Source organism: Arthrobacter sp. BB-1 (assembly GCF_006151685.1).
Taxonomy (GTDB): domain Bacteria; phylum Actinomycetota; class Actinomycetes; order Actinomycetales; family Micrococcaceae; genus Arthrobacter.
In genome coordinates this window covers 107,913-127,444 of sequence record NZ_VDEV01000039.1, presented here as the reverse complement: position 1 = coordinate 127,444, position 19,532 = coordinate 107,913, and the positions used below count along the sequence as shown (strand labels likewise).

The 19,532-nt window shown below is 67.1% G+C and carries 21 protein-coding genes; 11 read left to right on the top strand and 10 right to left on the bottom strand.

Annotated features, from left to right (window positions below; translation table 11 throughout):
• Nucleotides 1–14: 14 nt before the first annotated feature.
• The 5 genes from FHJ30_RS19940 to FHJ30_RS21460 all read right to left on the bottom strand — a co-directional run bounded on the left by FHJ30_RS19940 (nucleotide 15) and on the right by FHJ30_RS21460 (nucleotide 3,411).
• Nucleotides 15–254, bottom strand: coding sequence for a heavy-metal-associated domain-containing protein (locus tag FHJ30_RS19940; RefSeq protein WP_139030991.1), 240 nt, complete (start codon nucleotides 252–254; stop codon nucleotides 15–17).
• 58 nt (nucleotides 255–312) lie between these two features.
• Nucleotides 313–660 carry a metal-sensitive transcriptional regulator gene (locus FHJ30_RS19935; protein WP_139030990.1) on the bottom strand — a complete coding sequence of 116 codons (348 nt, stop codon included), beginning with the start codon at nucleotides 658–660 and terminating at the stop codon, nucleotides 313–315.
• A 299-nt stretch (nucleotides 661–959) separates the two neighbouring features.
• Nucleotides 960–1,478, bottom strand: coding sequence for a universal stress protein (locus tag FHJ30_RS19930; RefSeq protein ID WP_139030989.1), 519 nt, complete (start codon nucleotides 1,476–1,478; stop codon nucleotides 960–962).
• Between the two features lie 56 nt (nucleotides 1,479–1,534).
• A complete protein-coding gene (locus FHJ30_RS19925; protein ID WP_139030988.1) occupies nucleotides 1,535–2,284 on the bottom strand; it encodes a class F sortase in 750 nt (249 codons plus the stop codon).
• Nucleotides 2,285–2,391: 107 nt separating this feature from the next.
• The gene (locus tag FHJ30_RS21460) at nucleotides 2,392–3,411 is read right to left on the bottom strand and encodes a hypothetical protein (protein WP_171059144.1); all 1,020 of its coding nucleotides are present in this window, start codon (nucleotides 3,409–3,411) and stop codon (nucleotides 2,392–2,394) included.
• A 298-nt stretch (nucleotides 3,412–3,709) separates the two neighbouring features.
• Here FHJ30_RS21460 and FHJ30_RS19915 point away from each other — a divergent pair, with 298 nt between their 5' ends.
• From FHJ30_RS19915 to FHJ30_RS19905, 3 genes are all read left to right on the top strand, one after another.
• Complete coding sequence (locus FHJ30_RS19915; protein WP_139030987.1) at nucleotides 3,710–3,910, top strand: hypothetical protein; 201 nt, start codon at nucleotides 3,710–3,712, stop codon at nucleotides 3,908–3,910.
• Nucleotides 3,911–3,972: 62 nt separating this feature from the next.
• Nucleotides 3,973–5,079, top strand: coding sequence for an exo-alpha-sialidase (locus FHJ30_RS19910; RefSeq protein WP_139030986.1), 1,107 nt, complete (start codon nucleotides 3,973–3,975; stop codon nucleotides 5,077–5,079).
• Nucleotides 5,072–5,371: a MoaD/ThiS family protein gene (locus tag FHJ30_RS19905; RefSeq protein WP_139030985.1), complete on the top strand. Its 300-nt coding sequence runs from the start codon at nucleotides 5,072–5,074 to the stop codon at nucleotides 5,369–5,371. Before FHJ30_RS19910 ends, FHJ30_RS19905 begins: the two co-directional genes overlap by 8 nt.
• A gap of 84 nt (nucleotides 5,372–5,455) precedes the next feature.
• Here FHJ30_RS19905 and FHJ30_RS19900 read toward each other — a convergent pair whose 3' ends face one another.
• Together FHJ30_RS19900 and FHJ30_RS19895 are read right to left on the bottom strand one after the other, a co-directional pair.
• Nucleotides 5,456–5,692: a hypothetical protein gene (locus FHJ30_RS19900; RefSeq protein WP_139030984.1), complete on the bottom strand. Its 237-nt coding sequence runs from the start codon at nucleotides 5,690–5,692 to the stop codon at nucleotides 5,456–5,458.
• 130 nt (nucleotides 5,693–5,822) lie between these two features.
• Entirely contained in the window at nucleotides 5,823–7,052 is a 1,230-nt protein-coding gene (locus tag FHJ30_RS19895; protein ID WP_139030983.1) for a pyridoxal phosphate-dependent aminotransferase, read from the bottom strand.
• 148 nt (nucleotides 7,053–7,200) lie between these two features.
• Between FHJ30_RS19895 and FHJ30_RS19890 the strand changes: the two genes are divergently transcribed.
• On the top strand, nucleotides 7,201–7,617 hold the full coding sequence (locus tag FHJ30_RS19890; protein ID WP_139030982.1) for a DUF302 domain-containing protein: 417 nt from the start codon (nucleotides 7,201–7,203) through the stop codon (nucleotides 7,615–7,617).
• A 10-nt stretch (nucleotides 7,618–7,627) separates the two neighbouring features.
• Here FHJ30_RS19890 and FHJ30_RS19885 read toward each other — a convergent pair whose 3' ends face one another.
• Together FHJ30_RS19885 and FHJ30_RS19880 are read right to left on the bottom strand one after the other, a co-directional pair.
• Nucleotides 7,628–9,322 (bottom strand): alpha-amylase family protein, encoded by a 1,695-nt coding sequence (locus tag FHJ30_RS19885; protein WP_139030981.1) that lies wholly within the window; start codon nucleotides 9,320–9,322, stop codon nucleotides 7,628–7,630.
• Complete coding sequence (locus FHJ30_RS19880; RefSeq protein WP_139030980.1) at nucleotides 9,319–10,311, bottom strand: TIGR03885 family FMN-dependent LLM class oxidoreductase; 993 nt, start codon at nucleotides 10,309–10,311, stop codon at nucleotides 9,319–9,321. The genes FHJ30_RS19885 and FHJ30_RS19880 overlap by 4 nt, the downstream gene beginning before the upstream one ends.
• Nucleotides 10,312–10,484: 173 nt before the next feature.
• Between FHJ30_RS19880 and FHJ30_RS19875 the strand changes: the two genes are divergently transcribed.
• Both FHJ30_RS19875 and FHJ30_RS19870 read left to right on the top strand, forming a co-directional pair.
• Nucleotides 10,485–11,408: an AEC family transporter gene (locus tag FHJ30_RS19875; RefSeq protein WP_139030979.1), complete on the top strand. Its 924-nt coding sequence runs from the start codon at nucleotides 10,485–10,487 to the stop codon at nucleotides 11,406–11,408.
• Between the two features lie 45 nt (nucleotides 11,409–11,453).
• Entirely contained in the window at nucleotides 11,454–12,530 is a 1,077-nt protein-coding gene (locus FHJ30_RS19870) for an ATP-dependent DNA ligase (RefSeq protein ID WP_139030978.1), read from the top strand.
• A gap of 122 nt (nucleotides 12,531–12,652) precedes the next feature.
• Here FHJ30_RS19870 and FHJ30_RS19865 read toward each other — a convergent pair whose 3' ends face one another.
• Nucleotides 12,653–13,972: an MFS transporter gene (locus FHJ30_RS19865; RefSeq protein ID WP_139030977.1), complete on the bottom strand. Its 1,320-nt coding sequence runs from the start codon at nucleotides 13,970–13,972 to the stop codon at nucleotides 12,653–12,655.
• Nucleotides 13,973–14,202: 230 nt separating this feature from the next.
• On the opposite strand from FHJ30_RS19865, the gene FHJ30_RS19860 reads away from it, so the two are divergent.
• The 5 genes from FHJ30_RS19860 (at nucleotide 14,203) to pcaG (ending at nucleotide 19,497) form a co-directional block, all read left to right on the top strand.
• Complete coding sequence (locus tag FHJ30_RS19860; protein ID WP_171059143.1) at nucleotides 14,203–15,030, top strand: IclR family transcriptional regulator; 828 nt, start codon at nucleotides 14,203–14,205, stop codon at nucleotides 15,028–15,030.
• A gap of 172 nt (nucleotides 15,031–15,202) precedes the next feature.
• Complete coding sequence (locus FHJ30_RS19855; protein ID WP_139030976.1) at nucleotides 15,203–16,084, top strand: shikimate dehydrogenase; 882 nt, start codon at nucleotides 15,203–15,205, stop codon at nucleotides 16,082–16,084.
• Nucleotides 16,084–17,988: a sugar phosphate isomerase/epimerase and 4-hydroxyphenylpyruvate domain-containing protein gene (locus tag FHJ30_RS19850; protein WP_139030975.1), complete on the top strand. Its 1,905-nt coding sequence runs from the start codon at nucleotides 16,084–16,086 to the stop codon at nucleotides 17,986–17,988. The genes FHJ30_RS19855 and FHJ30_RS19850 overlap by 1 nt, the downstream gene beginning before the upstream one ends.
• Before the next feature lie 58 nt (nucleotides 17,989–18,046).
• Nucleotides 18,047–18,919 (top strand): protocatechuate 3,4-dioxygenase subunit beta, encoded by an 873-nt coding sequence (gene pcaH, locus FHJ30_RS19845; protein WP_139030974.1) that lies wholly within the window; start codon nucleotides 18,047–18,049, stop codon nucleotides 18,917–18,919.
• A gap of 5 nt (nucleotides 18,920–18,924) precedes the next feature.
• Nucleotides 18,925–19,497: a protocatechuate 3,4-dioxygenase subunit alpha gene (gene pcaG, locus FHJ30_RS19840; protein WP_139030973.1), complete on the top strand. Its 573-nt coding sequence runs from the start codon at nucleotides 18,925–18,927 to the stop codon at nucleotides 19,495–19,497.
• Nucleotides 19,498–19,532 lie beyond the last annotated feature (35 nt).

Here is a 19,532-nt window from a genome sequence, read left to right as displayed (position 1 = left end):
GTGTCAGTGGTGTTCTAGGCTTCGTTGGCGACGACCAGGTAGCCGGCCTCCGCCACTGCCTCGCCAATCTCGGAAGGGGAGAGTTCCCCGCTGGAGGTGATGGTCACCGTGGAAATACCTCCGGCGTTCAGTTCGACGTCGACTTCTTCAACGCCTGCCAGCGCTTCCAGTTCTTCGCTGACGGCGGAGACGCAGTGGCCGCAGGTCATTCCGGACACGTTGACCGTGGTGGTGGTGGGGGAGGTGGTGCTCATGGCTGGCTCCTTAAGGGTTTGCCGGCGGTGGCCGGCGCGGGGTTGGGGTTTTGGCGGGTCAGCGAAGTAGACGGCCGATGGCGTCCGCCGCTTCCTTGACTTTCGCGTCGATGGCTTCCGCGCGTGCTTCCGGGTCCGGCTCGGCGGCGGCGCCCACCACGCAGTGGCCGATGTGTTCTTCCATCAGGCCAAGGCTTACTGCGTGCAGGGCCTTGGTGACGGCCGAAACCTGGGTGAGGATATCGATGCAGTACTTGTCCTCGTCCACCATCCGGGCAATCCCGCGGACCTGCCCTTCAATGCGCTTGAGCCTGCGAAGGTATGCGTCCTTATTGCCGGTGTAGCCGTGCGGCGGCAGGTGCGTACTCCCGGGCTCGGTGGCCACCGACTCTTCCGTGCTGTTCATGGGACGATCGTATACCCCTCCCGGGTATCCAATCAAGTACCCCCTGGGGGTATCCCTTGCCCGGGCGTCGCCGGGCACAAGAAGGCACAAAAAAGCTCCGGAGTGCGTTATTGGGGGATACGCACTCCGGAGCAGCTCTTGGGCAAATCCGGCATCCATGCGATGAGAACTGGCATTGGAACCGGCTTGCTTGAACCAGCTTACGGGCTGGTAGGGCGGACCGCCAGCACCCCGAATAACTACTTTCGGTTTATTATCGGAGGCTCCAGTGGGGGCGCGAAGACGGTGGGCTGGAGCGGCTAGGGCCGGTCCTCATGGGCGGGCATCCGGTAGGGAACCACCAGGACGGGCCTGCTTTGGTGGTGGCTGAGCCACGCGCCCACGGATCCGTTCAGGGCCTCCGCGAGGCGGTGCGAGAACCCCCGCTCCGAGGTGCCCACGATAATCATCGGTGCATTGGTTTCCGCAGCAAGCTGCGAAAGGGCGCGGGCCGGATCTCCCGCCAATGTCCGCAATGTCCACTGGACGCTGCCTTCTCCAGCAGGCACCTCTGCCACCGCGGCTTCTATGACTGCCGTGAGGTCCGATGTCACGGACCGGATCTCCTGGTCATCCGCGTCCGGGTGGAGGGACAGCCGGTGGGCGGACCGCGCAGGGTCCCACTCCACGAGGTAACTGGCCTCGTCCACGTAGGCGCAGACCAGCGGGGCGCCCAGCTGTGCCGCAAGGGCTGCGGCAGTCTGCAGGACTTCGGGATGCTGCTTGGGCATGATGCCCACCAGGAGTGGGGCCATGCCGTTGAATCGATCAGACGTCATAGCTCATTGTCCGCCACGCGGAAGGCCGCTGCACAGGGGAGCCGGGCGGCCCGCCGCTAAGGAACCGCAGGTGAGGCGGTCACAACCACGTTTTTCCCCCAGGGGTCCTCCGTGTAGCAGCTGATGAGGACCAGGCGGTTGGGCACGATCTCCCAGATGGGGCTGTCCTTCAGGCTGGACTTCACGTAGGTGGTGATGTTGTCCACCCGGTAGGTGATGGTGCCTGTGTCGGTGTCCACCTCGAACCCGTCGCCCACGGCGGCCGCAGAACTCAAATGGTTGAACGGTGCTTCCGCGCCGTCCCAGCTATGGCCGATGACGTAGGTGGTGTTGGCCGAGCCTTTGCCCGGGATTCCGAAAGGGGTCAGCCAATAGCCGTCTTTCGTGGTGGGCGGGACGATGGTCTGGCTCGACTGCGCGGCGCTGTCCAGTTCGAGGGGGTGGACGGGAACGTCAAAGCCTGCGGACGGGTACCGGATGCGCCGGGGTTCTGAGGCCTCGGGCAGCGCAGGCCCTGGGGCAGCGCTGGTGGGAGGATCGGCAGGGGCCGCTGCCGCCGCCGTCGTCTCCGTCACCACTGGGGTAACGGGCGCGGCTGGTGGAATGACACCTGCGGCGGATCCGGTGACAGCCGACCCCAACATGCCGCCCGCCGAGGCGGAGTGTGGGTGGTTGACCAGGGGTGCACCAAAGGTGATGGAGAGGAAGGCCAGCACGCCGCACAGGAGGATGGCCAGATCTGCGCGGTTCAAGCGCCACCTGGGACGTTTTGTGTCTGCCGCGTGCTGCCTGCGGGCTTCGGCCATGATGCTCCTTGCATATTTGCGGTGGTGAAGGAAGGAAGGCGCCCCGCCGGGCACTGGCGGGACGCCTTCCTTGTCGATGGCCGCGTGGCGCGGCGCGGGCTGTCGTGTCAGTTGGTGGCGCCGGACCGGCGGCGCACTGCTACTGCCGCTCCTGCTGCTGCCAGTGCGCCCAGTCCGCCAAGCCAGGCGGGCGAACCTTCGGCGCCGCCCACGGCGGTCTGTGCGTTGTAGCCCTGGTTGGTGCCGAGGCTGGTAGAGGCTGCTGCCGGAACACCGGTGCGTGCCGCCGGCTGTGCGGCCGAAGACTGCGCGGGAATTACAGCGGTACCACCGGTTTCTCCATTGCCGCCATCACCGCCGTTACCGGTTCCGCCGGTTCCGTCGTTACCGGTTTCGCCGTCGTTGTTGCCGCCGCCGCCGCCGTCGTTGTTGCCGCCGCCGCCGCCGTCGTTGTTGCCGCCGCCGTTGCCGCCGCCGTTGTTGCCGCCGCCGTTGCCGTTGCCGCCGCCGTTGTTGCCGCCGCCGTTGTTGCCGCCGCCGTTGTTGCCGCCGCCGTTGTTGCCGCCGCCGTTGCCGCCGCCGTTGTTGCCGCCGCCGTTGCCGCCGCCGCCGCCGTTGTTGCCGCCGCCGCCGTTGTTGCCGCCGCCGTTGCCGTTGCCGCCGTCGTTGCCGCCGCCGCCGCCGTTGTTGCCGCCGCCGTTGCCGTTGCCGCCGTCGTTGCCGCCGCCGTTGCCGCCGCCGCCGCCGTTGCCGATGCCGCCGTCGTTGCCGCCGCCGCCGCCGTTGCCGATGCCGCCGCCGTTGCCGCCGCCGCCGCCGTTGCCGATGCCGCCGTCGTTGCCGCCGCCGCCGCCGTTGCCGATGCCGCCGCCGTTGCCGCCGCCGCCGCCGTCGTTGTTGCCGCCGCCGTTGTTGCCGCCGCCGTCGTTGTTGCCGCCGCCGTTGTTGCCGCCGCCGCCGCCGTTCCCGGTTCCCCCGTTGCCGGCAGCGTCGACCAGCTGCACGACGGATGGTGCCACGCACCCGTTCTTGTGACAAACGTTGATGCCATCTGCGGCCAGGGCAGGGGCCGTGAGGCTGATCAAACCCAGTCCCACCACCCCCAGTGTGGCTAAGGTACGTTTCATTGTCTTCTCCCCAGGTTTTTTGATGGTGAAACGGACCATGCTGAGGAGGGACAGGGCTTGCGCCGATTGCCCCAGCAACACGGTCAGCTTGCGTGAGTTTTCAGGCTAGGCGGACGGCCCCCGCGCAGTCCTGAGTAGGGGGTACTCGTCTTTTGCCGCCCTCCGCCGACCTGGTTACTTGCGGGTACCCGCATCAGCGAGGGACTACCTGTCTTGGCTACCTGCCTGCCGGGGGAGTATCTTGTCCGCGGATGCGGCCGGGCCTAACGTTGAAGCACACGTAAAGGAGCGTAGAGCCATGGAAATCTTCATGTGGTGGCTGGACCTGGACCTGGCCAGCAAGGAATGGCTGCGGGAAAACCTCCGGGCCGAGGAATTGCCCCTTCCGGTGCTCCAGGGGATCGCGGAGGCCGGCGGTCCGCATCCGGAGAATCCTGCGGCAGTCCTCACGGCCGCTGACTGGGATTTCATTGAAACCCAGTCGGAGTTCGTGGACTAGCAGCTCGGCAGGCCTGCCCGGCGGCAAGAAAAGCGTTGCGGGCTGCTGTGGGCGGTGGTTGCATGGTGGGCATGGCAACCGCAGAGAGTTTTGTCTTGGCGATCGGGACCAAAAAGGGCTTGTGGCTTGCCACGAGCCAGGACCGGCGCCAATGGTCCTTCACCGGCCCGCACTTCCTGATGAGTGAGATCCCGAGCATCGGGATAGATACCAGGGAAGGCCGGACCCGGATCATGGTTGGGGTCCGCAGCGAGCATTGGGGGCCCACCGTTGCGCACTCCGATGACCTGGGGGCCAGCTGGTCCGAGCCGGAGCAGGGCGCTGTCAGGTTCCCGGAGGACACCGGCGCGGCGCTGGAGCGCATCTGGCAGATCTACCCGGATGCAGCGTCCCGTCCGGGCGTCGTCTGGGCAGGAGCGGAACCCATTTCTGTGTGGAAGTCCACGGACGGCGGTGAACACTTCGAACTGAACCGGGGGCTCTGGGACCATCCCCACCGCAGCGAGTGGGGTGCCGGGTACGGCGGCGCCGCCGCGCACTCCATCGTGGTCCATCCGGCGGGGGAGACGGTCCATGTAGCCATGAGCACGGGCGGCGTGTACAGGTCGCTCGACGGCGGCACCTCCTGGGAGCCGCGCAACCGCGGCATTTCCGCCTACTTCATGCCCGACCCCAACCCGGAGTTCGGCCAGTGCGTGCACAAGATCGCGGCGGATGCCGCCGTCGACGGGCGTTTGTACGCCCAGAACCACCATGGCGTCTACCGCACGGATGACAATGCGGAGAACTGGAACTCCATAGCGGAGGGCCTGCCCGCCGATTTCGGGTTCGTGATGCTGACCCATCCTCGCCGCGAAGGCACGGCGTGGGTAGTTCCGCTCAAGGCCGACGGAGAGCGCATCCCGCCGGACGGCGAACTGGCAGTCCACCGCACGGATGACGCCGGCAGCACCTGGAAGAGGCTCAGCGACGGCCTGCCCACGCGCGAGTACAACAGCGTGCTGCGTGATGCTGCCTCCGTGGACACAGCGGAACCGGCAGGGGTCTACTTCGGCACCCGCGGCGGAAGCGTCTATGCCAGCGCGGACGAGGGTGAGGTGTTCCAGGAAGTGGTGTCCCACCTCCCGGACGTGCTGTGTGTCCGGGCAGCCGTGATCGCCGGTGGCTGACAACGCGCGGGACATCACGGTGGTGCTCCCCAGCATCCTGCAGCCGCTGGCCGGCGGGCAGTCGGTCCTGACTGCGCCCGCCGAGGGGCCGGTAACGGTGGGAAAGCTGCTGGATGCGGTGACTTCGGACTTCGCGGTTCTCGCGCGGCGGCTCCGCGACGAGACGGGCGCGCTGCGGCGCTTCGTGAATGTCTACGTGGGCGGAGACGAGGTGCGCCGGCTGCAGGGCCTGGACACGGAGGTGGCCCCGGGCCAGGAAGTGCTGGTCATCCAGTCCGTGGCCGGGGGTTAGCTCCGCACGTCAGCCGGCAGGGGGTGTCCGCTGCGGCGGGCAGCCCTTACTGGCTACGCCCGCGGCAGCGGTTTCCGGATGTGGTCAGGCCACCCGCCAAACACTGCATTCGTCCGTATTGATGGCTTTGCGCAGGCCGGTGAGCCGGTCCAGGATCCATACGACGCCGATGCCCGGCGCCGTTTCCTGGACACGGCCGCGGCGGATCACCACGTCGTCGTAGGAGGGGCCGACGGATAGGCGGGCTTCGATCTCATCGCCGCGGTGGAGCTGGTCCAAGGCGCGGACTCTGGTCACATGTGGTGTCGCTTTCTGCTTCATGGCGTGGCCTCCTGGCTGGGGCTGGTGCCGGCTCTTGCCTGCAGGATCAAGTGTGCCCAAGCAATGTTGCGCGCGCGTTTCCCCTCGGTTAGGCGCGGGTTAGTTTTTCGCGCCGGAGCTGTTTCCTCGCCTACGGCAGTTCCAGGCTGGCGCGGTAGGCGGCCAGGAAGGTGGAGATCCTCCGTACGGCCTCCCGGATGTCCAGGACGGAGGGGAGGATCACAAACCGGAAGTGGTCCGGCGCCGGCCAGTTGAACGCTGAACCGTGCGAGACGAGGATTTTCTGGTCCCGCAGCAGGTCCAGGACAAACTGCTCGTCGCTGGTGATGGGGTAGAGCTCGGGGTCCAGCCGCGGAAACAGGTACATCGCTCCGGCCGCGGGCACGCAGGTTACGCCGGGAATCTCCGTCAGGAGCCGATAGGCGAGGTCCCGCTGTTCACGGAGCCTGCCGCCGGGCCGCACCAGCGCGTCGATGCTTTGGTAGCCGCCGAGGCACGTCTGGATGGCGTGCTGGGCAGGGACATTGGGGCAGAGGCGGAGGGATGCGAGCAGTTCCAGCCCTTCACGGTAGGCCGCGGTGGCGGCGAGCGGCCCGGTCACGGCCACCCAGCCTGCCCGGTAACCGGGCATGCGGTAGGCCTTGGACAGGCCGCTGAAGGTCAGGCAGCAGACGTCTCCGGCTACGGCAGCGGTGTGGATGTGCTGGGCGTCCCCGTACAGCACCTTCTCGTAAATCTCGTCGGAGAACAGGACCAGGTGGTGCTTCCTCGCCAGCTCGGCAAACTGCTCCAGGATGTGGCGCGGGTAGACGGCGCCCGTGGGGTTGTTGGGATTGATGATCACGATCCCCTTGGTGCGGCTGGTGATCCTTGACTCGACATCGGCAATGTCCGGCCACCAGTGCTCTGCCTCGTCGCAGAGGTAGTGCACCGGCTTCCCGCCGGTCAGGGTGACGGCGGCGGTCCACAGCGGGTAGTCCGGTGCCGGGACCAGGATTTCATCGCCGTCTTCCATGAACGCCTGCAGGCACATCGAGATGAGCTCACTGACGCCGTTGCCGATGAAGACGTCCTCCACCCCGATCTGCATCAGGCCGCGGGTCTGGTAGTACTGGGAGATGGCGGTGCGCGCGGTGAAGATGCCCTTCGAGTCGCTGTAGCCCTGGGCCCCGCGGAGGTGGTGGATCATGTCCACCACCACGGATTCGGGCGTCTCCAAACCGAACGGGGCGGTGTCCCCGAGGTTCATCTTGAGGATCCGGTGCCCCTCGGCCTCCATGTTCTTGGCGGCTTGGAGGATGGGTCCGCGGAGTTCGTACCGCACGTTCTGGAGCTTGCTGGAGTGCTGCATGGGGCGCATGGTTGATTTTTTCACAAACGGGCGCGGGCAGCGGCCGGTACCATCCCGGAATGGCTAACCTAATACCCCATGGGGTAGCCAAGACACCCCCAGGGGTATAACGTGGTCAGAGGTCCACCACTGGCATCCGGGCAACCCAAGGAGAACCATGACGTACACCCTCACCACCACCGTCGCCCTTCCATGGACCGAAGCCCTGGACCGCGCGCGGGAGGCCCTGTCAGCCCAGGGCTTCGGAATCCTCACGGAAATCAATGTCCGCTCCACCTTCGAAGCCAAGCTTGGAGCCGAAGCTGCGGACGCCGTCGGCGACTACGTCATCCTCGGCGCCTGCAACCCTGCGCTGGCCAGCCGCGCCCTCGCCGCCGAACCCGAAATCGGTGCCCTGCTGCCGTGCAATGTGGTGGTGCGCCGGAGCAAGGATGCGAACGTCACCACGGTGGAGGCAATCGACCCCCAAACCATGGTCCAGCTCAGCGGCGCCCCGGCGGTCAAGGAAGTAGCCGACGACGCCGGTGCCCGCCTCCGGAAGGCCCTGGCGGACTTGGGAGAAGCAACCGGGTAAACCCAGCCGCTCAAGGTGCCAGCCGGTCGCCCTTGCGGTGGAGGCGGAACCAGCGGTAGCCGTAGCGTCCCAGCTCAACCGTGAAGCCGCCGTCGGGATGCAGCGGTGAGTTGTCGCCGTCGAACAGGTCCAACAGGACAGCGTCCCTGAAAGCATTCCGCGGCCCATCCTCGGCGCCCACGGAGCCGCTGACCTTCACGGGCTCTTCCCCGAAATTGTGCAGCAGCACCAGCGTGCCGCCGTCGGAGCTGAGCGTATGGGCGAAGACGGCCGGTTCCGGCTGGTCGATGATGGCGAACCTGCCCCAGCCCAGCTCCGCCGACTCGCGGTAGCGGCGGATCAACGTAACCATGAAATTGAACAGCGAACCCGGGTCCCGCTTGGCCTTGGCGGCATTTACGTTCTCCGGGCCATAGTCACCCCGGACTACGGGCGCCACCAGCTGGGATACGTTGGCGGCGGAAAACCCCCCGTTCTTTTCGGCATTCCACTGCATCGGGGTGCGAACGGCGGCGCGGCTCTTCTGCCGCAGGTCCTCACCCATCCCGATCTCCTCCCCGTAGAACAGCACCGGGGTGCCGGGCAGGGAGAACATCAGCGAGTACACCATCCTGATGCGTTCCTGGTCGCCGCCAAGCATCGGGGGAAGGCGCCGGCGCAGCCCGCGTCCGTAGATCTGCATGTTCTTCTCCGGCCCGAACGCCGCAAAGACTTCCCCGCGCTCGCCGTCGCTGAGCTTGTCCAGGGTCAGTTCGTCATGGTTGCGCACGAACATGGCCCACTGGTTATCGGGATGCAGCGGCGGCCGGCTCTTCAGGGTCTCGGCCAGGGGGCGGGCGTCCTGCCGGGCCAGCGAAAGGTAGATGTGCTGCATGGACATGAAGTCGAACTGCATGTTGAGCTCATTGCCCTCGTGCCCACCGAAGTACTCCACCTGCTCCTTGTAGGGAAGGTTCACCTCGCCCAGCAGGACCGCGCTCCCGTTGCGGCGGCTCACGAAACTTCGCAGTGCCGCCAGGTATTCGTGCGGATCCAGGTTGGCGGCCTCGTCCTTGGGCTGGCCCCGGGTTTCCAGGAAGAAGGGCACCGCGTCCAGGCGGAACCCGTCCAGGCCCAGCTCCAGCCACAAGCCCATGGCCTTGGCGATTTCATTCCGCACGGACGCGTTGGTCACGTTCAGGTCCGGCTGGTGCTTGGCGAACATGTGCAGGTACCACTCGCCGGTGGCATCATCCTTGGTCCAGAGAGAGTTCTCTTCGCCGGGGAACACCACCTCGGAGGACGTGTCCGGGGGAGTGTCGCCCCGCCAGACGTAGTAGTCCCTGTACCGGTTGTCCGTGGACTTCCGGGCCTCCACGAACCACGGGTGCTGGTCCGAGGTGTGGTTCACCACGAAGTCGGCGATGACCCGCATGCCGCGGTCCTTGGCGGCCCTGATGAACTCGACCAGGTCCCCCAGGGTGCCCAGCCGCGGGTCCACGGTGAAGAAATCCGTGACGTCGTAGCCGTCGTCCCGGTCCGGCGAGGGGTAGAACGGCATCAACCAGATGCAGGTCACGCCCAGTGCCGCGAGGTAGTCCACCCGCTGGGTGAGGCCCGCGAAATCACCGGTGCCATCGCCGTCGTCGTCAAAGAACGTCTCGACGTCCAGGCAGTAGACCACCGCGTTCTTCCACCAGAGGTCCGAGGTCTCGGCGATCCTCATGCCTGCGCCTGCGCCTGCGCCTGGAGCCGCGAACCGCGTAGCTGCGGAAGGACCTCCGAGGCGAACGCGTCAATGAACGGCGCCTGCTCCTGCCCCACAAAGTGCAGGTAGAGCTCGTCGAAGCCCAGGGCGGAGTAGCCGGCCAGCCACTCGGCGTGCTGGTCCAGGCTCGCCGAAACGTTGACGGCTGAGCGGACCTGTTCCTCGCCCACCTGCCCGCTGACGCCGTCGAAATGTCCGGCAGTAGGAAGGTCCCACGGGACCGGCGGGGCGAAGGTGTTGGTCCGCCACTGGTCCAGGGCGATCGCTGCCGCATCCTGTTCGCGGGGCGCCCAGGACAGGTGCACCTGCAGCACGGCCTTGCCGCGGCCGCCGTTGTCCCGGTAGGCGGCCAGCATCTCCTTGAGTTTGGCGGCCGGCTGGTTCACGGTGACAAGCCCGTCCGCCCACACGGCGGCGCGGCGGGCGGTGTCCACGCTGATCGCGGGAGCGATGAGGGGCGGCGGGGCGTCCGGCACGTCCCAGATCCGCGCCTGCTCCACGGTGACCAGGCCGTGGTGCGTGACGTCCTCGCCCCGGTGGAGCCGCCGGATCACCTCGACGCATTCCTCCAGCCGGCGCTGCCGCGTTTCCTTGGGCGGCCACGCGTCGCCGGTAACGTGCTCATTCATGTTCTCGCCGCTGCCGGGGGCCATCCAGAACCGGCCCGGGAACATGCCGGCAAGGGTCGCAGAGGCGTGGGCGATGATGGCCGGATGGTACCGCTGGCCCGGGGCCGTCACCACGCCGAACCGGAGGGAGGTGGTGGCCAGCGCGGCACCCAGCCAGGACCAGGCAAACCCGGAATGCCCCTGCCGGGCGGACCAGGGCTCTATGTGGTCAGAGCACATGGCGGCATCGAACCCTGCCCGTTCCGCGTGCTGGACGTCCTTGAGCAGCTGCCCGGGACTGATCTGTTCGTGCGAGGCGTGGAAGCCGACAGTAACCATCGTTAACCTCTACCGTCCGGGGAGGTGTTGTGTCGAGGGGTCGGCCGGCGTCCAGCAGTGCAGGGCGAGGCGCCTGTCCGGCGGCCGGCCACTTGTCAGATAAGTTTGTAACTTGTAGCAGTGCGCATGCGGAAACTCCGGCGCAGGCGGCGGAAGCGGAAGGAAGTACCCCTGTGGGCGGTGTGCTGGTCGGGCTGGCGGTGATCGGCGTCGTCATTGCGGTGGGATACATCGCCGCGCGGTGCGGGCTGGGAGGCGAGCCCACCGTTTCGGCACTGACGCGAACCGCGTTCTTCATCACCAACCCCGTCCTGCTGTTCACCGTGGTGCTGGAGTCAGACCTCACCGTGGTGTTTTCTGCCTACGTACCGCTGGCAATGATCACGGCCGCCGCCACCGCCCTGCTGTACGTGCTGGCCAGCCGGCTGTGGTTCCGGCGGCCGCTGGCGGAGACCGCGGTGGGGGCGATGGCCAGTTCCTACGTCAATGCGAACAACATCGGCATTCCCATCACGCTGTACGCGCTGGGCGACGCGACCCCCGTGGCGCCGGTGCTGCTGGTCCAGCTGCTCCTGTTCGCCCCGCTGGTCCTCACCCTGCTGGACCTTTCCGAGGCCGGCCGGGTTTCGCCCCGCCTGCTGCTCACCCAGCCCTTCCGGAACCCCATGATCATCGCGTCCCTGCTGGGGGTGGTCCTCGCCGCGTTCAACGTTGAACTTCCCGAACCCGTCATGGCGCCGCTGACGCTCCTGGGCGGCGCCGCGGTACCGGTGGTGCTGCTGGCCTTCGGCATGTCCCTGCACGGGACCCGGATGCTCCAAAGCGGTGGCCACACGGCGGAAATCCTTACTGCCACCGCGCTGAAGTCCGCGGTGATGCCCATGGTGGCCTACGTCGTCGGCCGCTTTGTCTTCAACCTCGAACAGCACATGCTGCTGGGTGTGGTGCTGATGGCGGCGCTGCCTTCGGCGCAGAACGTGTTCCTGTTCGCGGGGAAATACAGGCGCGGTGTTGCGGTGGCGAGGGAGACCATCCTGCTCTCGACGGCGGCCGCGGCTCCGGTGCTGATCCTCATTGTGTGGCTGCTGGCCGGGTAAGCGGCGGTCTTCCGTGAGCGGCCGGCGCCCGGCAAGATGGGGCACATGGAACTTCCCGTGATGCCGCCTGTCCCGCCCATGCTCGCCAAGGCCGTCAGCGGCATCCCCGAGGGGGAGCTGAGTTACGAACCGAAGTGGGACGGGTTCCGGTCCATCATCTTTCGTGACGGCGACGAGCTCGAGATCGGCAGCCGCAACGAGAAGCCCATGACCCGGTACTTTCCCGAGCTTGTTGAGGCGCTGAAGGAGAACCTTCCGCCGCGCTGCGTGGTGGACGGAGAGATCATCCTGATCGGTTCCTCCGGCGACCGGCTGGATTTCGACGCCCTGCAGCAGCGCATCCACCCTGCGGCCAGCCGGGTGAAGCTGCTCGCGGCGCAGACGCCGGCCTCGTTCGTGGCCTTCGACCTGCTGGCCATGGACGATGACGACTACACCGGCCGGCCCTTCACGGAACGGCGGGCGGCCCTTGAGAAGGCCCTCGCCGCCAGCAAGGCACCTGTCCACCTCACGGCCGCCACCACGGACAAGGACACGGCGGAGCAGTGGTTCCGGCAGTTCGAGGGGGCAGGGCTGGACGGCGTGGTGGCCAAGCGGCTGGACGGCAGGTATGAGCCGGACAAGCGGGTGATGTTCAAGACGAAGCACGAACGCACGGCGGACTGCGTGGTGGCCGGCTACCGGCTGCACAAGAGCGGGCCGGACGCCATCGGTTCGCTGCTGCTGGGCCTGTACAAGGACGACGGCGGCCTGGCCAGCGTGGGCGTGATCGGCGCCTTCCCGATGAAGCGGCGGCAGGAACTGTTCGAGCAGCTCCAGCCGCTGGTGACCGATTTTGACGACCACCCGTGGGCGTGGGCGAAGCAGGAAGAGGGCGAACGGACTCCCCGGAACGCCGAAGGCAGCAGGTGGAGCGCCGGCAAGGACCTGTCCTTCGTGCCGCTGCGCCCGGAGCTCGTGGTGGAGGTCCGCTACGACCACATGGAAGGCGACAGGTTCCGCCACACTGCCCAGTTCAACCGCTGGCGGCCGGACCGGGACCCGGAATCATGCACCTACGCCCAGCTGGAGGAGCCGGTCAGCTTCGACCTGGGGTCGGTACTGGAGACCGGCCGGCCGTAGGGCTTTCTGTCCGCCGGCCGCCACGCCAGCCCGTTTTTCAACAGGGAAAGCCCGCCATTTGGGGGAATGGCGGGCTTTCGGGCGTGGAAACGGGCCGAGTGTGCCTCCGGCCCGGCTGGCCGCTACTTGAGGCCGAGCTGGCTGGTGGGGGTCCGGAAGGATTCCTTGGCAGTCAGGGCGGAAATTGCCGCGATGCCGGCGATGACCGCGGTGAAGATGCTGATCTGTACCCAGCCGCCGGGCTTGATGCCGCCCATGGCCGCCACGATTGCCGGTGCGAACCCTGCCATCAGGAAGCCCAGCTGGGTGCCGATGGCCAGGCCGGAGAAGCGCACCTTGGTGCTGAACATCTCGGCGTAGAAGGACGGCCAGACAGCGTTGGAGGCAGCGTAACCGCAGGAGAACATGCCGATGGCGGCCAGGAACATCAGTGGCACGCTGCCGGATTCCAGGCTGAGCAGGAACGCCGGCGTCAGGGTGGCACTGGCCACGGCGCCGTAGATGAACACGGGCTTTCGGCCGATCTTGTCCGCCAGCATGCCGAACAGCGGCTGGGTGCCCAGTGCCACCAGGTTGGCGCCGACAACGAGCCACAGCGTGGTGGTGCCGTCCACGCCGGCAACGGTCTTGGCGTAGCTGATGGCCAGGGTGCCGAACACGGTGGAGACGGCGGCGATGAAGGCGCAGCAGATGACGCGGAGGACGTCGCGCCAGTGGCCCTTGAGCAGGTCGGCGACGGGCAGCTTGGAAATCTGTGCGGACTTCTGTGCTTCCTCGAAGGCCGGCGGCTCGTGCAGGGTGCGGCGGATGATGAATGCAACAACAACGACGACGGCGCTGAGCCAGAAGGGGATGCGCCAGCCGATGCCGTACTTGATGTCGTCCGGGAGGGCCAGGACGGGGATGAAGACGAGGGCGGCGAGGATCTGGCCGCCCTGGGTGCCGGTGAGGGTCCAGGAGGTGAAGAAGGAACGGCGGTTGTCCGGAGCGTGCTCCAGCGTCATGGAGGAGGCGCCGGCCTGCTCGCCGGCCGCGGACAGGCCCTGGCACAGCCGGGCCAGCACCAGCAGGGCGGGAGCCCACCAGCCAACCGTGTTGAAGTCCGGCAGGCAGCCGATCAGGAAGGTGGAGGCACCCATCAGCAGGAGGGTGAACATCAGGACCTTCCGGCGGCCCACCCGGTCACCGAAGTGGCCCAGGATGACGGCGCCCACGGGACGGGCCACATAGGCGAAGCCGAAGGTTGCGAACGACATGATGGCGGCGTTGGCATCGGCGTCGGGGAAGAAGACCTTGGGGAAGATCAGGGCGGCGGCGGAACCGAAGATGAAGAAGTCGTAGTACTCGACGGCGCTGCCCAGGAAGCTGGCAACGGCTGCTTTCTTGGGCGTTCGGCCGTGGGTGGCAGTGTCCGTTCCGGCGGACGGAAGTGTCTGGCTCATGGAGTTCCTTTGTGTGACGACATTGTCGCGGATGGATCTGGGGTTGCAGCCGCCGCTGCCTTGGTGCGGGCGGGGCGCGTTGCGGCTGGAGTCCGATAGAAGACCCGGACGAGTAGCCACATTGTGAGAGCTACTTGTGCGATACAGCAATGATGACTGTGAGTGGAGTCACTTGTCAAGAAAATAATCACCATCTAGAAATAGCTCTCACTATGTGGCAACATCGAAGTATGAGTGTGAATCAAACCACAGCTGACGATGATGTAGCTGTCGAGACCAATGCGGACGCCAAGGCCACCAAGGCGGACCGTACCGACATGGTGGGCAAGGCCCTGGGCCTCCTGGTCCTGCTGGGGGATGAGCCCCGCGGAGCCAGCGCCGCGGAAATCTCCCGCCGCGCAGACCTGCCCTTCAGCACCACCTACCGCCTGCTGGGCTCGCTGACCCGGGACGGGTTCGTTGACTATGAGCCGGACGGCCGGCGGTACCACCTGGGCCTGCGGATCTTCCAGCTGGGCCAGCGGGTCTCAAACCATCACGGGTTCGCCGGAACGGCCATGCCGGTCCTGCGCCGCGTGACGGAACAGACGGGTGAGGCAACCATCCTGAGCGTCCGGGACGGCCACCACCACCTCACGGTGAACAAAGTGGACGGGCCGCAGATGTTCCGGGTGACCAGCGACCCCGGCCACCTGGGCTCCCTCTCCACTACCGCCGTCGGAAAGGCCCTGGTGGCCTTCGCCGAGGATGCCGAGCGGGAGAAGCTGCTCGCGGAGCTTCCGCTTGAGCGGCTCACGGAAAAGTCGATTACCGATCGCGACGCTTTCCGCGCCGAAATCGAGAAGGTCCGGCGCCAGGGGTTTGCGGTGATGGATGAGGAGAACGAGACGGGCATGCGCGCCGTCGCGGTTCCGCTGCTCAACTCCCAGGGCCATGCGTTCGCCTCGCTGGCCACGGCGGTTCCTGTCTTCCGCCTGAGCCTTGAAGGCCTGGAGGCCCACGTCCCACTGTTGCAGGACGCGGCTGCGGAACTCGCCGCGCGGCTTCCGCAGCGCTGACCCGGGCGTGCCACCACGCCCGGGAAGCCGCGGAGCAAAGCACCGTTGTTCGTATGTAGAACAAAAGTGCGACAAGTGAACATTTGTTATATCGTTATTCCAGTCACCTGGTGGCAGCGTACGCCCAAAAGCAACGCCGCCCGCCTGGTGCCGTACCAAAGGAGCTGCACGGATGAGTAATCGCACTGAGTCCTACCTTGTGGGACTGGTCGGCGACGGCGTGATGCCGTCACTCACCCCGCCCATGCACGAACGCGAAGGTGATGTGCAGGGCCTGCGCTACCTTTACCGGCCCATCGACCTGCTCGAGCTGGGCCTTTCCGGGGAATCCGTGGGAGAGCTCCTGAAGAGCGCACGGAACCTTGGCTTTAACGGCCTGAACATCACCCACCCCTGCAAGCAGCTGGTCCTGCAGCACCTGGACGAGGTGTCCCCGGACGCCCGCCGGCTGGGGGCCGTCAACACGGTGGTGATCGAGGACGGCCGGTTCGTTGGCCACAACACTGACTTCTCCGGCTTTGCCGCGGCTCTCGCCGCCGGCCTACCCGGTGCGAAGCTGGACCGCGTGGTGCAGCTCGGCGCCGGCGGTGCCGGGTCCGCCGTCGCCTACGCCCTGCTCACCGCAGGCGTCCGCCACCTGGACCTCGTGGACATGGACGCAGCGCGCGGCGCCGCCCGCGCGGCTGAACTGGCCGGCTTCTTTCCGGACAGCACCGTGGCGGCACGGACGACGACGGAGCTGCCGCAGCTGATGCGGCTGGCTGACGGACTGGTGCACTGCACCCCGGTGGGCATGGCCGCGCACCCCGGCGTCCCCCTGGACCTGGACCTGCTGGAGCCCCGGCACTGGGTTGCGGACATCGTCTACCGCCCCATCGACACCGAACTGGTCCGCGGTGCCCGCGCCAGGGGCTGCGACGTGCTGGACGGCGGCCGGATGGCCGTGGGCCAGGCCGCCGACGCCTTCCGCATCTTCACCGGCCTCGAAGCGGACCCGGACCGCATGCGGAGCCACTTCCTGGAACTTGTGGCCGCCGAGGAGGTGGCCGCCTGATGCGCACCGGAATCGCGACGGTCTGCCTCTCCGGCACCCTGAAGGAAAAGATGCAGGCCTGCGCCATCGCGGGCTTCGACGGCATCGAGATCTTCGAGCAGGACCTGGTCACCTCGCCACTGAGCCCCGAGGACGTCCGCAAGATGGCCGCCGACCTCGGCCTGGGGCTGGACCTCTACCAGCCGTTCCGGGATTTCGACGGCGTCACGCCGGACCTGCTCAAAGCCAACCTCCGCCGGGCCGAGGCAAAGTTCAAGCTGATGTCCCGGCTGGGCATGGACACCATCCTCGTCTGCTCGAACGTGGCCACGGCAACAATCGACGACGACGGCCTCCGCGCCTCCCAGCTTGCCGAACTTGCCAACCTCGCCGGGGACCACGGCGTCAAGGTGGCCTACGAGGCCCTGGCCTGGGGCAAGTACGTCAACGACTACGAGCACGCCTACCGGCTGGTGGAGATGGTGGACCACCCCAACTTCGGCACCTGCCTGGACTCCTTCCACATCCTCTCCCGCGACTGGGACACGGCTCCCATCGAGAAGATCAACGCGGAGAAAATCTTTTTTGTCCAGGTGGCAGACGCCCCCAAGCTCTCCATGGACGTCCTGTCCTGGAGCCGGCACTACCGCGTGTTCCCCGGCGAAGGGCAGTTCGAGCTCGCCAAGTTCATGGGCCACGTGGTCCGCGCCGGCTACACCGGGCCGGTCTCCCTGGAAGTCTTCAATGACGTCTTCCGCCAGTCCGACGTCGAACGGACAGCCGTTGACGCCATGCGTTCGCTGATCTGGCTCGAGGAGCAGAGCGCCACATGGCTGGCCGTGAACGACACGGACGGTACGGAGGGCAGCGTCGCCGCGCGCCGCCGTCGTTATCCCATGGAACTGGCCACCTTGCCCAAGGTGAACGAACCCGCCGGCTTCAACTTCGCCGAGGTCAAGGCGGACGACACGGCGCAGCTCGAGAAGCTCCTGGGCCAGCTCGGCTTCGGATTCGAGGGCCGGCACCGCACCAAGGACGTCCAGCTGTGGACCATGGGCCAGGCCCGCGTGATCATCAACGAGCAGGCGGCGCAGCACGCCGAGCCTGCCATCGCCGCTTTGGGGTTCGACGTCGATTCCCCCGTAATTGCCTCAGCCCGGGCGCAGCAGCTGAAGGCGCCTGTGGTGGCCCGCAAGGTGCAGGCCGACGAGGAGGTGTTCCAGGGCATCTCGGCCCCGGACTCCACCGAGATCTTCCTCTGCCAGGGCAGCCCGGACGGCACCGCCGCGTGGACTGCTGAATTCGGCCAGGCGCGGGACTCCGGGGAAGGGCTGGAACACCCGTCCGCCGCCGCTGCCGCCGTGATCGACCACGTAAACCTGGCCCAGCCCTGGCAGCACTTCGACGAAGCCGTCCTCTTCTACACCAGCGCCCTGGCACTTGAGCCGCAGCCGTTCGCGGAGGTTCCCAGCCCCAGCGGGCTGGTGCGCTCGCAGGTCATGCAGACGTCCGACGCCGCCGTGCGGCTGGTGCTGAACCTGGCACCGGTGCAGCAGGCCGCCGAACAGGGTCCGCAGAGCGTCCGCAAGACCTACCAGGAGCACATCGCCTTCGCCGTGGACGACCTCGTGGCTGCCGCCCTGGCCGCCCGGGACCGGGGACTGGAATTCCTGCAGATCCCCGCGAACTACTACGAGGACCTGGACGCCCGCTTCGACCTCGACCCCGGATTCCTGGCCACCCTCAAGGACCTCAACCTCCTGTACGACCGCGACGCCGACGGCGAATTCCTCCACTTCTACACCGCCACGGTTGGCAGCGTGTTCTTCGAGATGGTGGAGCGCCGCGGCAGCTACGACGGCTACGGGGCGCCCAACGCCCCGGTCCGCCACGCAGTGCAGTACGACTCGCTGCACCGCACCTGAATCGCTCCCTGTACACCTGACAACCCCATCCATCCGAAAAACCAGAAAGGAGCCAGCCGTGCCGGAAGACACCAGCGCCGAGCTCGAAACGGACGAATTCGTACCGCCCGCCGAGCCGAAGGCCGCCCACCTGCCCCTGGACCTCGCCATCGAAACCCAGGCCGACCTCAGCGCGGAGATCAATGCCCTGGGCGAGGCCTACGCGCGGGCCCTCAAAGACGGTGCGTCCGCCGAGACCCAGCCCCGGCTGGACTATCCGCCCTACCGCTCCAGCATCCTGCGGCACCCCACCAAGAGCCTGCAGCACGCGGACCCGGAGACCATCGAGCTCTACTCGCCCGCGTTCGGCCACCAGGACGTGCACGCACTCGAGTCCGACCTCACCATCCAGCACAACGGCGAGCCCCAGGGTGAACGGATCATCGTGACCGGCAAGGTCCTGGACGGCGACGGCCGCCCGGTGGCAGGCCAGCTGGTGGAGATCTGGCAGGCCAACGCCTCCGGCCGCTACATCCACAAGCGTGACCAGCACCCCGCGCCGATCGATCCCAACTTCACGGGCATCGGCCGCTGCATCACCGGCCCGGACGGCTCCTACCGGTTCATCACCATCAAGCCCGGCGCGTACCCGTGGAAGAACCACCTGAACGCCTGGCGCCCCGCGCACATCCACTTCTCCCTGTTCGGCACCGAGTTCACCCAGCGCATCATCACCCAGATGTACTTCCCCGGCGACCAGCTCTTCCCGCTGGACCCGATCTACCAGACCATCGTGGACCAGGACGCCCGCGACCGGCTCGTGGCCACGTACGACCACAGCATCACGGAGCCGGAGTGGGCCCTGGGCTACAACTGGGACATCGTCCTCACCGGGCCAAAGCGCACCTGGACCGAAAACGAGGCGCTCGGCGCCGCAGGCGACGAGGAGTAGGAAAGATGAGCACCAAACTGGTACCCACGCCCGGCCAGACCGTCGGCCCGTTCTACGGCTACGCCCTGCCCTTCGAGAAGGACAACGAGCTTGTGGCCCCGGGCTCGCCCGGCTCCATCCGGCTCCAGGGCACCGTCTATGACGGAGCCGGCCACACCATCCCCGACGCCATCCTGGAAATCTGGCAGCCCGACGCCGAGGGCAACGTGGTCCAAAAGACCGGTTCCCTGGTCCGGGACGGCTACACCTTCACTGGCTGGGGCCGCGGCGCCGTCGGGAACACGGGCGTCTTCACCTTCACCACCGTCAACCCGGGGCCCACCAGGCCGGTCCCTGGAAAACGAGCGGCGGCACCGTTCATTTCCGTGGCGCTTTTTGCCCGCGGGCTGACCAACCGCCTCTTCAGCCGGATCTACCTCCCGGAGGACACCGAGGCGCTGGCCAACGATCCCCTGCTGAGTTCCCTGGATCCGCAGCGCCGCAAGACGCTGATCGCCCGCCGCGACCCCGATGGCGGCCTCACCTGGGACATCCGCCTGCAGGGTCAGGGCGAGACAGTCTTCCTGGACTTCCAGTGACCGGAGCCGCCAGCCTGGGATCCCCGTCCGCTTTC